General features: G+C 67.2%; 14 protein-coding genes. 8 read left to right on the top strand and 6 right to left on the bottom strand.

Annotation, left to right across the window (positions count from 1 at the left end; all coding sequences use genetic code 11):
• Positions 1-30: 30 nt before the first annotated feature.
• Complete coding sequence (nrdF, locus tag O3I_RS32300) at positions 31-993, bottom strand: class 1b ribonucleoside-diphosphate reductase subunit beta (RefSeq protein WP_014987227.1); 963 nt, start codon at positions 991-993, stop codon at positions 31-33.
• Between the two features lie 328 nt (positions 994-1,321).
• Between nrdF and O3I_RS32295 the strand changes: the two genes are divergently transcribed.
• The 6 genes from O3I_RS32295 (at position 1,322) to O3I_RS32270 (ending at position 5,537) form a co-directional block, all read left to right on the top strand.
• Positions 1,322-1,720 (top strand): DUF7144 family membrane protein, encoded by a 399-nt coding sequence (locus O3I_RS32295; RefSeq protein ID WP_014987226.1) that lies wholly within the window; start codon positions 1,322-1,324, stop codon positions 1,718-1,720.
• Between the two features lie 732 nt (positions 1,721-2,452).
• On the top strand, positions 2,453-3,331 hold the full coding sequence (locus O3I_RS32290) for a helix-turn-helix domain-containing protein (RefSeq protein ID WP_014987225.1): 879 nt from the start codon (positions 2,453-2,455) through the stop codon (positions 3,329-3,331).
• Positions 3,332-3,565: 234 nt separating this feature from the next.
• Positions 3,566-4,060 (top strand): GNAT family N-acetyltransferase, encoded by a 495-nt coding sequence (locus O3I_RS32285; RefSeq protein WP_014987224.1) that lies wholly within the window; start codon positions 3,566-3,568, stop codon positions 4,058-4,060.
• Positions 4,057-4,416 carry a hypothetical protein gene (locus O3I_RS32280; RefSeq protein ID WP_014987223.1) on the top strand — a complete coding sequence of 120 codons (360 nt, stop codon included), beginning with the start codon at positions 4,057-4,059 and terminating at the stop codon, positions 4,414-4,416. The genes O3I_RS32285 and O3I_RS32280 overlap by 4 nt, the downstream gene beginning before the upstream one ends.
• A 69-nt stretch (positions 4,417-4,485) precedes the next feature.
• A complete protein-coding gene (locus tag O3I_RS32275; RefSeq protein WP_041564639.1) occupies positions 4,486-5,142 on the top strand; it encodes an SRPBCC family protein in 657 nt (218 codons plus the stop codon).
• Positions 5,142-5,537 (top strand): ArsR/SmtB family transcription factor, encoded by a 396-nt coding sequence (locus O3I_RS32270; RefSeq protein WP_014987221.1) that lies wholly within the window; start codon positions 5,142-5,144, stop codon positions 5,535-5,537. The genes O3I_RS32275 and O3I_RS32270 overlap by 1 nt, the downstream gene beginning before the upstream one ends.
• A gap of 4 nt (positions 5,538-5,541) precedes the next feature.
• Here the strand turns inward: O3I_RS32270 and mraY are convergent, their stop codons facing one another.
• From mraY to O3I_RS32245, 5 genes are all read right to left on the bottom strand, one after another.
• Positions 5,542-6,618, bottom strand: a complete 1,077-nt coding sequence (gene mraY, locus O3I_RS32265) for a phospho-N-acetylmuramoyl-pentapeptide-transferase (protein ID WP_014987220.1) — start codon at positions 6,616-6,618, stop codon at positions 5,542-5,544.
• Between the two features lie 130 nt (positions 6,619-6,748).
• Positions 6,749-7,738, bottom strand: a complete 990-nt coding sequence (locus O3I_RS43125) for a CAP domain-containing protein (RefSeq protein ID WP_014987219.1) — start codon at positions 7,736-7,738, stop codon at positions 6,749-6,751.
• 140 nt (positions 7,739-7,878) lie between these two features.
• Positions 7,879-9,243 (bottom strand): magnesium transporter, encoded by a 1,365-nt coding sequence (gene mgtE, locus O3I_RS32255; protein ID WP_014987218.1) that lies wholly within the window; start codon positions 9,241-9,243, stop codon positions 7,879-7,881.
• Between the two features lie 281 nt (positions 9,244-9,524).
• Positions 9,525-10,034, bottom strand: coding sequence for a hypothetical protein (locus tag O3I_RS32250; protein ID WP_041563005.1), 510 nt, complete (start codon positions 10,032-10,034; stop codon positions 9,525-9,527).
• 64 nt (positions 10,035-10,098) lie between these two features.
• On the bottom strand, positions 10,099-10,689 hold the full coding sequence (locus O3I_RS32245; protein WP_014987216.1) for a DJ-1/PfpI family protein: 591 nt from the start codon (positions 10,687-10,689) through the stop codon (positions 10,099-10,101).
• A gap of 245 nt (positions 10,690-10,934) precedes the next feature.
• Here O3I_RS32245 and O3I_RS32240 point away from each other — a divergent pair, with 245 nt between their 5' ends.
• Together O3I_RS32240 and O3I_RS32235 are read left to right on the top strand one after the other, a co-directional pair.
• Positions 10,935-12,320, top strand: a complete 1,386-nt coding sequence (locus O3I_RS32240; protein ID WP_014987215.1) for a glycosyltransferase — start codon at positions 10,935-10,937, stop codon at positions 12,318-12,320.
• Positions 12,321-12,387: 67 nt separating this feature from the next.
• Positions 12,388-13,380 carry an LLM class F420-dependent oxidoreductase gene (locus O3I_RS32235; protein WP_014987214.1) on the top strand — a complete coding sequence of 331 codons (993 nt, stop codon included), beginning with the start codon at positions 12,388-12,390 and terminating at the stop codon, positions 13,378-13,380.
• Positions 13,381-13,454 lie beyond the last annotated feature (74 nt).

Genomic DNA, 13,454 nt, shown 5'->3' with positions numbered 1-13,454 from the left:
ATTCTGCCGCCGTTTCGGGTTGGGGGTGGTTCAGAACTCCCAGTCTTCGTCTTCGGTGTTGACGGCCTTGCCGATCACGTAGCTGGAGCCGGAGCCGGAGAAGAAGTCGTGGTTCTCGTCGGCGTTCGGCGAAAGTGCCGACAGGATGGCCGGGTTCACCTCGGTCTCGTCCTTGGGGAACAGGCCCTCGTAGCCGAGGTTCATCAGCGCTTTGTTGGCGTTGTAGCGCAGGAACTTCTTGACGTCCTCGGTGAGGCCGACCTCGTCGTAGAGGTCCTGGGTGTAATCGACCTCGTTGTCGTACAACTCGAAGAGCAGCTCGAACGTGTAGTTCTTCAGCTCGTCGCGCTCGGCCTGGCTGACCAGCTCCAGACCCTTCTGGTACTTGTAGCCGATGTAGTAGCCGTGCACGGCCTCGTCGCGGATGATCAGCCGGATCAGGTCGGCGGTGTTGGTGAGCTTGGCCCGCGAGGACCAGTACATCGGCAGGTAGAAGCCGGAGTAGAACAGGAAGCTCTCCAGCAGGGTCGAGGCGACCTTGCGCTTGAGCGGATCGTCACCGTTGTAGAACTCCAGCACGATCTCGGCCTTGCGCTGCAGGTTGCGGTTCTCCTCCGACCAGCGGAACGCGTCGTCGATCTCGCGGGTGGAGCACAGCGTGGAGAAGATCGAGCTGTAGCTCTTGGCGTGCACCGACTCCATGAACGCGATGTTGGTGTACACCGCCTCCTCGTGCGGGGTCAGCGCATCCGGGATCAGGCTCACCGCGCCGACGGTGCCCTGAATGGTGTCCAGCAGCGTCAGGCCGGTGAAGACCCGCATGGTCAGCTGCTTCTCGTCGGTGGTCAACGTGCCCCACGAGGGGATGTCGTTGGACACCGGAACCTTCTCGGGCAGCCAGAAGTTGCCGGTCAGCCGATCCCAGACCTCGGCATCCTTCTCGTCGGGCACCCGATTCCAGTTGATGGCCGATACCCGATCGATCAGTTTCATGCTGCCTCCACACCTTTCCCGAGCCCGCGGCCGTCACGGAATTTCCCTCCCCTGGACACTACTCCTTGGGGGTGACAAGTCCGTGCAGCACAACACCTTGTGTCGCAGCGATGTGTGTCACCTGGACGGAACGGCCGGGAGCCACCGCGTGCGGCCCCTATTGTGCGCCACCGGCACCCGAACGACCACATCGATGCGGGCGCGCCGCGCGAGATCGCGGAAAGTTTGCCACCACGGTTGCGATCCGCCGATCTGCGCCGGTTTTCGCCTGATCAGGGGCTACGTTGAGGCGATAGGTGTACCACGCGTTTCGGAAGGAGTGTGTGTTATGACCAGTCCCGGACCCGTCCGCACCGGCCCGGTGCTCAACGACATGACGATTTTCGCCGGTGTCCTGATCCTCGTCACCGGCCTGCTGCATCTGATGACCGCCATCGCCGCGATCGCGGGGCGCGACATCTTCGTCGTCACCGAAGACCAGGTGTTCCTGGTCGACGTCTCGACGTGGGGCTGGATCCACCTGGTGATCGCGATCCTCGTCCTGGTCGCGGGCTTCGGCATCGTCACCGGCAAGACCTGGGGTTACCTCGCCGGCATCGTCATGGCGGCGATCAGCATCCTGGACAACTTCCTCTTCGCCCCCATCTATCCTTTCTGGGCGCTGGTGATCATCGCGATCGATGTTCTGGTGATCTGGGCGCTGGCCCGGCAACTCGCCACGCAGTAAGTGCGCACGTTTTCGACCCCAGCGTCCCGCGCGGGCGCTGGGGTCGATGCGTTGCAGGGGTCGAACAGGTTGGTGCGCAGTTGGTTTCACAGAGCCGAGTGCACGTCCCGGCCGGGACTATCCGAGCCACCGCTGTCATTACGGGCACAGGCCACGAGCCGTACGCGACGAATGGGCGCGTCTGCCATCGCCCGAAGCCGCTGCACCTCAGCCCGATTCACCGAGCAGGGCACCCGAACTCCGGCAAGCGCACCCGCGCGCGGAACTCCCGAACTTTCGCACCCATTCTGCGTTCCTGCACTCGTTTCGGCAGGCCATAGCGGGTGCGACAACCCAAAAGTCGTGCGGCAGGGACATGCGAATAAATGCGCGTTCAACGCACGGTCGAATGGCAGCAATAACCCACCGCGAGGGCAATCGCCATTTAGGAATGTTCCAGTTGGAACGCGACTTTTTTCTACCCTGCGGGGTCGATTGAGTTGACGCACTGAGCAATTCGGTAAATTGGCAATCCTCCTATACAGTCGCCTGGTTGGATGAGCACGGACACCGAATCGGGATGGCGGGCCGGTCGGGTTTCCGCGAACACCAGCAATGCAACAGCACAGCCACCCGATCGGGACCTTGCACCACCGAGTTCGTCGCGCTTTTTCGGCAAGGTTCCAGAGTCGGCGCCATATTCAGGTTCCAAAACGGACCCAATCCATTAGCGACCCTTCGGAGATGCTGCCCATGACGACTGGCTCGACCCTGCCCCGCCGGCTACTGGCCCGCGAGCTCCGCCGCGCACGCCTCGAAGCATGTGTGACCGCGGAAGTCGCCCGCAACGAGATCGGCGTCAGCAAACAGACCTTCTGGCGGATGGAGAACGGCGTCCAGATCCGCCTGAATCCGCTGTACATCAAGCGGTTGTGCGAGATCTACGAGTTGCCGCCGAGTCTGACCCGAATGCTGCTCGGGCTCATGGAGGAGACGCAGAACAAAGCGTGGTGGCACGCCTACGACGACGCGCTGCCTTCGCACGGCGGGCTGTTCGTCGGGTTGGAAGACGCTGCGCAGCACATCATTTCGTATCAGCCGATGTTGTTGCCCAGCCTGGTGCAGACCGCCGACTACCGCCGCGCGATGACGTGGGCGCTGCACCCCAACTGGCCGACCGCCGATATCGAGAAGAACGTCGAGGTCATGGCGCGGCGGCAGTCGCGGCTCACCGACAGCGCGAACCCGCTCGCCTTCGACGCGTTCATCGATGAGGCGGCGTTGCGGCGGGTCACGGGCAGTATCCGGGTCATGTCCGACCAGTTGACCCGTCTCGCCGATCTCGCTCGGCTGCCCAATGTTTCGGTGCAGGTCCTGCCGCGCACGGCCGGCGCGTATCAAGGTCTGCTGGTGGGCAGCTTTGTCCTGCTGGAGTTTCCACCGCACCCCACCGCATACCTGTCCGAGCCACCGGTCGTCTATGTCCAAGGCTTCACCGGCGACCTCTACCTCGAGCACCCCGAAGAGATCGCCACCTACCGCGCCGTATGCACCGACCTCAAACGCCTGGCCCTGCCCGAAACCGACAGCCGTGCATACATCCTCGACATCGCCGCCGAGCTCAGCGAATAATTCCTGGCCCGTGCGACCACCCGACTTTCCTCCTGGGCAATCGATCACCAGGTAATGGTGGCGTCCCTCTCTTCCGATACCGCCACCATTACCTGACGATCAAGTGGCCAGCAATATCTCCGCATTCTTTCCGCTGGAGCGGATTTCGGATGAGTGTCGGGGATTCGGCCGATTCCGCCGCGATGATCACCGGCTGATCGCCGCCACGACGCCACGCTCGCTAGCCTGACCGGTATGGAACTGGTGGCGCGTGCTTATGACAGTCCGGACGCGCGGAAGTTGATCGCGGAGGTGCAGCAGGAGTATGTGGTGCGTTACGGCGGGCCGGACGAGAGTCCGACCGATCCGGGCGAGTTCGCGCCGCCGTTGGGCGCGTTCCTGATCGGGTACGTCGAGGGGATCCCGGTGGCGTGTGCCGGGTGGCGGGCGCACGAGGGCGACGAACCCGAATTCCGGGACGGGGACGCCGAACTCAAACGGATGTATGTGGCGCCGGAGGTGCGCGGCCGCGGGCTGGCCCGACAGCTCCTGGCCGCCATCGAGCACAGTGCGGCGGCGGCCGGACGCCGCCGCATCGTGCTGGAAACCGGCACCCGCCAACCGGAAGCCATCGCCCTCTACACCTCCGCCGGCTACCACCCGATCCCCGGCTTCGGCCGCTACCGCGAAGAATCCGGCAGCAGACACTACGCCCGAGACCTGAGCCCGAGTCGTAAGGTGCTGGAGTGATCGAGATCGGGGGGCGAGCACGGCGGCTGCCTGCGCCACCCCGGGTGGTGTGGGGATCGCTGGTGGAACCGCGCCGGGCGGAAGCGCGGCCATGGTTGCGGCTACTGGCGGACGAGGTCGATCCGGTGGTGTTGGCGGCAGTGGAGCCGGAGCGGGTGGTGTGGTCGTCGTTGTGGCCGAGCAGGCCGCACGACGAGGTGCACTTCGCGTTGAAGGCCGTGCGCGGCGGCGAGACGTTGTTGCGGTTCACCCTGCTCACCCCGGACGATCTGCCCGACCCGAGCAAGCTCGGACATCTGCGGCGGCGACTCGGCACCCTGCTGTTCGCCGACCTGCGGTTCTCTTACGGGCAATAGACGAGAACACTCTGAGCGTGGCAGTATGCTGGCGTCTAATATAAGTAGAAACTTATGAAGGAGGACCTGATGGCTTTGTTGAGCGACCCTGTCACGCTTGCCGGACTGGTGACGCGGGAGATTCGCAGTGGGGTGCGCGATGGCGTGCCGACCAAGGTGGCGGTGGCGCGGCGGAGTTATTCGACCGATCAGCCCGACCTGTGGGAGGCGCTGACCGATCCGGAGCGGATTCCGCGCTGGTTCCTGCCGATCAGCGGGGAGTTGGCGCTCGGCGGGCGCTACCAGCTGGAGGGGAATGCGGGCGGGGTGGTCGAAGAGTGTGACGAGCCCAAGGGTTTCGCGGTGACCTGGGAGATGGGACCGCAGGTGTCCTGGGTGCGGGTCGTCCTCACGCCGAGCGAGGCGGGCACTCTGCTCGAACTGGCGCACGAGGCACCGGTCGATCCGGGCTTCTGGACACAGTACGGTCCCGGCGCCGTCGGGGTCGGCTGGGATCTCGCGCTGGTGGGCCTCGGGCTCTACCTGACGAGCGGTGCGCCGGTGGACCAGGCCGAGGCACTCACCTTGCACACCACGCCGGAGGGCAAGGAGTTCATCCGCACGGCCGCGGCGGGCTGGGCGGAGGCCGCGATCGGTGACGGCGACGAGCCGGACGCGGCCCGCGCGGCCGCGGCGAATACGGTGACCTTCTACACCACGGAATCCGAGGAGAGCCCCGAGTCCTGATGGACCGTTCTACCGCAAGCATTTTCGAGGCGCTCGGCGACCCGATCCGCCGCTACATCCTGGAGCTGGTGGCGGCCGCCGAACAACCGGCGGGCGCGGTCGTCGCGGCGGTGCAGGAGCACGCGCAGATCTCCCAGCCCGGCGTCTCCCAGCATCTCAAGGTGCTGCGCGACGCCGGGCTGGTGCGCGTCCGCGCGGCGGGCACCCGGCGCTTCTACACGCTGGACGAGGCGGGTTTGGCGGCCGCGAAGACCTGGCTGAGCGCGCTCGCCGACCCGCTGCACCACCTCGCGCAACCGCTGGACGCGCTTGCCACCGAGATCGCCCGCGGCAAGCGCACCCGTCGCACCGCGGCACCGCACCGCGACCTGGACCGCGACGCCCGCCACGCCTGACACCTCAGCCGACGACGGCCAGATACTCCCCGTAGAAGAGCATCAGCCCGACCGCGGCGGCGATCCCCGCGAGCAGCCAGAACCGAATGATGACAGTCGTTTCGGCCCACTTGCCCAGTTCGAAATGATGGTGGAACGGCGCCATCCGGAACAGCCGGTTGCGCGTGGTCCGGAACACCACGATCTGCAACAGCACCGAGAGGATCTCGGCGAAGAACAGCGCGCCCACGACCGCCATCAGCAGCTCGGTGCGGGTGGTGATGGACAGCCCGGCGAGCAGGCCGCCGAGGGCCAGCGAACCGGTGTCGCCCATGAAGATCTTCGCGGGCGCCGCGTTCCACCACAGGAATCCGATGCACGCGCCCGCGCCCGCCGCGCAGACCACGGCCAGGTCGAGCGGGTCGCGCACGGTGTAGCACCCGGCGACGGGCGTGCTCACGCACGAATTGGTGTACTGCCAGAAGGTGATGATCACGTAGGCGCCCAGCGCGAAGCTCATCGATCCGGCGGCCAGCCCGTCGAGGCCGTCGGTGATGTTCACCGCGTTCGACCAGGCGACCACGAGAAAGCAGACGACGAGCAGGAAGCCGATCACGCCGAACGACACGGTGGTCACGTCGCGGACGTAGGACATGTGCCTGCTGGCGGGGGTGAGCCCCATATCGCCGGGGAACCGCAGCGCGAGCACGCCGAAAATGACCGCGGCGAGCAGCTGTCCGATGTACTTCCCGGTGGCGGTCAAGCCGAGATTGCGCTGCTTGCGGATCTTGATGAAATCGTCGAGGAACCCGACGAAGCCGAGCGCGGTGGCCAAGCCGAGCACCAGCAGACCGGAGACCGAGATCTCGGCTTCGTCGTGCCGGCTGTCGAGCAGATGCGCCCCCAGGTATCCGGCCCACATGCCGATCAGGATCGCGATGCCGCCCATGGTTGGGGTGCCGCGTTTGGACTGGTGGCTGGCCGGGCCGTCGACCCGGATCTCCTGGCCGACGTTACGTCTCGTGAAAAGCTTGATCAGCAATGGCGTCAACGTGATCGACACCACGAGCGCGATCATCGCCGAGAACAAGATCTGTCTCATTCGCCCCTCATGTTGTTGTTCGAACGCTCCGACGGTAGCAAGCTCGCGGGGGCAGTGCGGTAACGAGCGGTTGCGCCGACGCGACGAGGCCGCGACCGCCCTGCTGGACGGCCGCGGCCCCGAGCGCCGATCACCTGTTCCAGATGGCCGCGACGAAGGTCTGTCCCCGCACCTGGTACCGGTGCTCGTGCACGAGGCGGTAGCCCTGCGCGCCGAGCTGAGCCGCCGTGCTCTGGTACGCCTGCACCGAAATGTCGTGGCGCGCTTGCCAAGCCCGGCCGTCGTTGCGCTCCCAGATGCCGGCGAAGCGCGACGCGCCGTCGACCTCGTAGCCGCGAACCAGCGTCAAGCGGTACCCCTGCGCCAGCAGCTTGTCGAATTCGGCCTGGTAGGTCTTGGTGTCCAGGCCGTGCCGGGCCTGCCACGCGCGGCCGTCGTTGCGGACCCAGCTGCTGGAATAGCGCGGATCGTTGCCGCCGGTGACCCGGATATCGCTGATCCGGTAGCCCTGTGCGACCAGTTTGTCGAACTCGGCTTGATGCTGCGCGCCGTTCAGGTTGTCCCGGGTGACGGTCACGGGCAGGGTGGGCGGCGGGGTGGTGTTGTCGGCGGCGAAGGTGACCGTCCAGTGCCGCCGGTCGCCCTGGTAGATCACCGCGACGCCGACCTTGTCCAGCTTGCCGTCGAGGATGATCGCCCGGTGCCCAGGCGAATTCGACCAGAACCGCACGGCGTCGGCGGGCTCGACCTCACGGCCGTAGAAGTTGATCTCGGCGATCTTGGGCGCGTTGCCGGGCACGCCGCACTGCGCGAAACGGGTCTTGATATCGCGGCCGAGGGTGTCCACGTGGTCGGCGGGCGAGCTGCCCCGGCGCGCGCTGTCGTTGCTCGCCCATTCGGCGGGACGCGCGAGCACCTCGCTGTGCGTGACCGCGGCCAGGCCCGCGTCCTTGCGCAGCTTGTTGATCTGGTCGAGCACGACGCCCTCCTCGCCGCGCAACGCGAGCGCGGCGGGTTCGACATCGCAGTTGGTGTAGGTCGTCGCGGACGCGGCGGGCAGCGCGAACAGGCAGGCGCCCGCGGCGATCGCGAGGGTGGCGGCGGTGGATTTGACGTTCATCGGTGGCTCCGTGTGCTGGTATCCGGGTGATCGCACACAGAGTCGCGCCGGGTCCTAACCGGAAATCAACGAAGCACTAACGGAGCTGCTCGCGCCGACCTCCGGTCGCCGACCTCGTTCGCGCCGAGCGGTGTTCGGGCTCAGATGCCGAGCACCAGCTTGGCGGTGGTGAAGTAGATGACCAACCCGGTGGCGTCCACCAGGGTGGTCACCATCGGAGCGGACACCACCGCCGGATCGATCCGCAGCTTCTTGGCGAGCAGCGGCATGGTGCCGCCGATGGTCGCGGCCCAGCCGCAGATCAGCACCAGGGTGATGCCGACGACCACCGCGACGCGCGGGCCGACGAACAGCCCGCCGATCACCAATCCCGCGGCGGCGAGCATGGCGCCGAGCACCAACCCGACCCGGCATTCCCGCCAGATCACCTTGAACAGGTCCGAGACCCGCACCTCGCCGACGGCGAGCGCGCGCACGCAGGCGGTGGCGGCCTGCGCACCGGCGTTGCCGCCCGCGCCGATCAGCAGCGGGATGAACAGCGCGAGGTGCGCGGCCTGCTGCAGGGTGCCCTCGAACATATCGGTGACGCTGACCGTCAGGGTCGCGGCGAGCAGCAACAGCACCAGCCACATGGCGCGATACCGGGCCAGCTGGAACACCCCGGCGGCCATGTAGTGGCCCTCCCACGGCGCCGAACCCGCCTGCCGGGCCACATCCTCGCTGTCGGCGGCCTCGATCACCTCCACGGCGTCGTCGATGGTGAGCAGTCCGACGAGCCGATCCTCGCTGTCCACCACGGGCAGGTTGATGTCGTTGGTCTCGCGCATCAGCCGGGCGGCCTTCTCCGCCGAGTCGGTCGCGCGCGCGAAAGCCGGTTCGGTGACGACCAATTCGGCGATCATCGCGTCCGGCTTGCTGAGCACCAGCTCACGCAGTTCGACGATGCCGGTCAGCCGGCGGCCCCCGTCCACCACGGGCAGCGTGTAGACCGTTTCCGCGTCGGCGCCCTTGGCCCGCACCACGGTCAGCGCGTCGGCGACGGTGAGATCGCGGGGCAGCGCCACCAGGGCAGGCGTCATGTACTGCCCGGCCGAACCTTCCGGGTAGCCGAGCAGCGTGGCGGTCATCCGCCGCTCGCGCGGACTCAACCCGGCCAGCACCTTCTTGGCCACCTTCGCGGGCGCCTCGCGCAGCATGCGGGCGCGGTCGTCGGGGGCCATGCCCTCGACCAGGTCGCGGAAGCTCTGGTCGCGCAGGCCCTGCAGGATCTGCTGCTGGTCGACCGGCTCGAGTTCCTCGAAAACAGCCAGCGCCGAATCCTTGTCGAGCAGCCGGAACGCCATACCGGCCTGGACGGCGTCCATCCGGGCCAGTTGATCGGCGATGACATGCGGCGGGCGCTCGTCGAGCCACGCCAGCGCGGCGTCGACCCGGTGGGTGTCGACGACGTCCTGCAGGGACTCGGACAGCGTCGGACGAACTTCGATTACGTCGGTCTGCGACATGGGGGATCCTCAGCAAATACGCGTGAGTGAACAAGAGCGGGCGCGAAGAGTCACACCGCGGGCGCCGGCCCCCACCGTCGCTGATTACTCAGGAATGCGAAGGGGCGACGCCGCGCGGCCTTCGACTGGGAGGTTCGCTGCGCATGGCAACCCCACCTCCTCTTCGTCGCGGCCGCAGACCTGGGCGTCTACACCGTCTTCACCATTGATCGGACGCGAATGCATCCCCACGCAGGATACAGGCATCCGTCCAGATTCTTCACCTCGACCGTGGGTGGGCGCTACTCGGCGACGGCGGCTGTGACGGCCGTCTCCACCGCGATCCAGGTGGGCACGTGGCAGACCCAGTCGGGCACGGGTGCGGTGTGCGGGCCGAACAGGTACAGGTGCGGGACCAGTCCGCGCAGCGCGTGATGCACCTCGAGCCGGTCATCGATCATGTGCGTGATGCCGAGTTCGGCGCAGTGCACCGCCTTGTGCGCGCGCTCGCGGCAGAACCGCAGGTGGTCGCGCTGTATGCCGGTGCGCGTGAAGAAGTCGTGGTGGTCGAGCCATTGCCGGGTGCGCTGCTCCACGCGCGGACCACATTTGGAGATGACCCACGCCTGCCCGGCGAAACGCTCGACCAGGCGGGTCAGGACTTCGAAAGCGTTGGGGCTGGGCGGAGTTCGCATCGCCTCGGCATGTCCGCCAGAGAGGAAGACCGTGTCCGGCGCGCCCGGCCGTAAGGCCGCCCCCTGGATGACCCGGCCGAAGTCGACGCCGAGTCGTGGTTGTCTTGCGTTGTTCATGTGCGTTCCAGGATGACTCGGCACCCCTGGTGCTGTCGAGCGAATTACGCTCGCGGGCAACGACTCACACCGGCGGGGCGGGGTCGTACTGGATCGTGTGCCGGACCTGGCGGGCACGTTCGGCGCCGGCGAGCCGGCGCACGAGATGCAGTGCCATGTCGATGCCCGCGGAAACGCCCGAGGACGTGATGATGTCGCCGTCGTCGACGAATCGTTCGTCGGCGCTCACCGCGATGGTGGCGTCCAGTTCGCGCAGGTGATCGAGCGAGGCCCAGTGCGTGGTCGCCGGGCGGCCGGCCAGGAGTCCCGCGGCGGCGAGCACCAGGGAGCCGGTGCAGACGCTGGTGATCAGCGGGGTCGTCGCGCGCTGTGCGCGCACCCAGTCGAGGGCGGCGGCGTCTTTCAGCATCGGCCGGGTGCCCATGCCGCCGGGGATGATCAAGACATCGCGCCGCGGCGCGGTGTCGTAGGAGTACTGCGCCTCGATCCGCATGCCCTTCGCGCACTCGACCGGGCCCTCGTGCTCGGCGAAGGTGAAGACGGTGTAACCGTCGTCGGGGAAGTATTGCGTCCAGACCGACAGCACCTCCCACGGACCGACCGCGTCCAGTTCTTCGACACCGGGGAACAGCAGCAGGCCGATGGCGCTCGTCATGCTCCCTGCTTAGCACACCCGCACAGCCGATCGTTTGCTCAATGATTGCGAATGGAACATCAACACTTCACACCGGAAGCTTGCCCTGGTTGAACCTTTCAGGTCCAATGACTGATACTTTCCCGCAAAACAGCCACTACTTGCAGATATAAGCGAGAGAACCGGCCCGGACGACCTGATGCGCGCGCGGATAACGGTTCACCAACACCCTCTGCACATCCATTTGCTATGAGTTAGCGTGTGGCATGACCAAGATACTGGCCTTCACCTCACCGGCAAAGGGACATCTGTATCCGGTCGCGCCTGTACTGTCCGAGCTGGTTTCCCGCGGCCACTCCGTCACCGTGCTGACGATTCCCGGTAGCGAGCAGGAGCTCGGCCCACTCGGCCTCACGGTGCGCGAGCTGCCGCCGGCCCTGGCGATGGACACGCTCAACGACTGGGCCACCACCGCCAAGATCCCCGCACTGCGCGCCGCGCTCCGCGCGCTCGTCGCCCGCATCCCCGACGAGATCCAGGCCCTGCGCAGCGCGATCATCGCGGAACGCCCCGACGCGCTGCTGATCGACATCACCGCACCGGGCGCGCAGATCCTCGCCGCGGCCAGCGGGCTGCCGTGGGCGTCCTGGGCACCGAAGCTGCTGCCACTCCCCTCGGTCGACACCCCGCCCTTCGGCCCCGGGTTGACGCCGCGGACCGACCTGTTCGGCCGCCTGCGCGACAACGGCCTGCACTGGTTTCTGGAACGAAGATGGAACGAGGTGCTACCCGAGCTCAATCACATGCGCCAGTACTACGGCCTCGACGTCTTGGACAGCATCGTCGACTACCTGCGGATGCCGCCGCTGACCCTCAACTTCACCGCGCCGCCGTTCGACGACGTGCGCTCGGACTGGCCGGAATCGGTCGCGCAGGTCGGCCCCGGCCTGTGGGCCCCGGACGCCGAACCGCCCGCGTGGCTGGCCACGGTCAATCGTCCGCTGGCGCTGGTCACCTGCTCGACCGAATTCCACGACGACGGCAGGATCGCCCAGACGGCGATGGACGCGCTGGCCGAGAGCGGGATGTACACCGTGGTCACCTCGGGCGCCATCGATCCCGAAACCCTCGTCGCCGCACCGAATGCGCGAGTCGAACGGTTCGTGCCGCATCACCTGCTGCTCGACCGCGCCGCCGTGGTGGTCTCGCACGGCGGCATGGGCCTCGTCCAAAAGGCGTTGGCCACCGGCGTTCCCGTGTGTGTCGTGCCGTCCGGGCGGGACCACTTCGAGGTCGCGCGCCGGGTGGTCGGCAACCAGGCGGGCAGCTGCGTCGCGCCGAAACGGCTCACCGTCGCCAGACTCCGCGCCGGGATCGAGCGGGCGCTGGCCTGCCGCGACGGCGCCGCCCGGGTGGCCGCCGGGTTCCGGGGCGCGACCGGCACGCTGCACGCCGCCAACCTGCTCGAACACCATTTCGCCGGGGTCGAGACCGGGCACCCGGCCCGCTTCGGCTCCCTGCCGGTCTACGAGTCCCACCACTACCCGACGAACGAGGTGGCCCCGGAGATCGTCCCCGGCGAACCGGATCCGGTGGTTCTGCCGCCCAAATCCGCTCCGGTACAACAGGAACGGCCGCACCGCGAGCGCTGACGGGCACCAACCGGCCGATCCCGGGATGATTGGTTAGGTTGTGGGCAAACATACGAAGGAGAAATCTGTGCGCTTCGGCATCTTCATCCCGCAGGGTTGGCGGCTCGACCTCGTCGGTATCGACCCCGCCGACCAGTGGCGGGTGATGCGGGACCTCGCGCAACGCGCGGATGCCGCCGACACCTGGGAATCCCTGTGGGTGTACGACCACTTCCACACCGTCCCGGTGCCCACCGAGGAGGCGACCCACGAGGCGTGGACGCTGATGTCGGCGTTCGCGGCGTCCACCTCGCGTGTGCGGCTCGGGCAGATGTGTACCGCGATGAGCTACCGGAACCCGGCCTATCTGGCGAAGGTCGCCGCGACCGTCGACCTGATCTCCGGTGGCCGGGCGGAGATGGGCATCGGCGGCGGCTGGTACGAACACGAATGGCGGGCCTACGGTTACGGTTTCCCGTCGGCGGGTGAGCGGCTCGGCCGGCTCGACGAGGGCGTGCAGATCTTCCGGCAGGCGTGGACCACCGGCAAGGCGACGCTGGACGGCCGGTACTACCAGGTCGACGGGGCGATCGTGCAGCCGCTTCCGTTGCAGGAGAACGGTATTCCGCTGTGGATCGCGGGCGGCGGCGAGAAGAAGACGCTGCGGATCGCGGCGAAGTACGCCCAGTACACCAACTTCAGCGGCGCGCCCGACGAGTTCGCCGCGAAGTCGGACATCCTGCGCGCGCACTGCGCCGACGTCGGCACCGATTTCGCTGCCATCGTGCGCTCCTCGAACTTCAACGCGATCATCGCGAGCACCGAAACCGAAGTCGAAGAACGCCTTTCGGCGGTGCAAGCCAAGCTGGCCACGGTGATCGGCGACGATCAGGCCAAGGGTTTCGTGGACGGCATGTTCCGCACCTCCGCCGCCGTCGGCACCCCGGAGCAGGTCGCCGAGCGCCTCTCCACCGTGCGCGACCTCGGCCTCGGCTACGCCATCCTCAACTTCCCGGAAGCCGCCTACGACACCTCCGGCATCGAGCTCTTCGAACGCGAAGTAGCCCCCACCCTGGCCTGAGCGGGTACGGACCGTCCCACGAGAAAGCCCCGGGTCCGGTTGCCCCGGCGCGCGACCGAGCCTGGGTTCCTGAG

The organism is Nocardia brasiliensis ATCC 700358, assembly GCF_000250675.2.
In the GTDB taxonomy this organism is placed as follows: domain Bacteria; phylum Actinomycetota; class Actinomycetes; order Mycobacteriales; family Mycobacteriaceae; genus Nocardia; species Nocardia brasiliensis_B.
The sequence above is the reverse complement of the archived record's forward strand: the minus strand, read 5'-3'. Positions and strand labels throughout refer to the sequence as shown.

Coding starts and splice junctions, on each gene's coding strand:
- O3I_RS32295 (WP_014987226.1), top strand. CDS start 1,322: ATGACCAGTCCCGGACCCGTCCGCACCGGCCCGGTGCTCAACGACATG.
- nrdF (WP_014987227.1), bottom strand. CDS start 993: ATGAAACTGATCGATCGGGTATCGGCCATCAACTGGAATCGGGTGCCC.
- mgtE (WP_014987218.1), bottom strand. CDS start 9,243: ATGTCGCAGACCGACGTAATCGAAGTTCGTCCGACGCTGTCCGAGTCC.
- O3I_RS32245 (WP_014987216.1), bottom strand. CDS start 10,689: ATGACGAGCGCCATCGGCCTGCTGCTGTTCCCCGGTGTCGAAGAACTG.
- O3I_RS43125 (WP_014987219.1), bottom strand. CDS start 7,738: ATGAACGTCAAATCCACCGCCGCCACCCTCGCGATCGCCGCGGGCGCC.
- O3I_RS32240 (WP_014987215.1), top strand. CDS start 10,935: ATGACCAAGATACTGGCCTTCACCTCACCGGCAAAGGGACATCTGTAT.
- O3I_RS32275 (WP_041564639.1), top strand. CDS start 4,486: ATGGCTTTGTTGAGCGACCCTGTCACGCTTGCCGGACTGGTGACGCGG.
- O3I_RS32290 (WP_014987225.1), top strand. CDS start 2,453: ATGACGACTGGCTCGACCCTGCCCCGCCGGCTACTGGCCCGCGAGCTC.
- mraY (WP_014987220.1), bottom strand. CDS start 6,618: ATGAGACAGATCTTGTTCTCGGCGATGATCGCGCTCGTGGTGTCGATC.
- O3I_RS32285 (WP_014987224.1), top strand. CDS start 3,566: ATGGAACTGGTGGCGCGTGCTTATGACAGTCCGGACGCGCGGAAGTTG.
- O3I_RS32270 (WP_014987221.1), top strand. CDS start 5,142: ATGGACCGTTCTACCGCAAGCATTTTCGAGGCGCTCGGCGACCCGATC.
- O3I_RS32250 (WP_041563005.1), bottom strand. CDS start 10,034: ATGAACAACGCAAGACAACCACGACTCGGCGTCGACTTCGGCCGGGTC.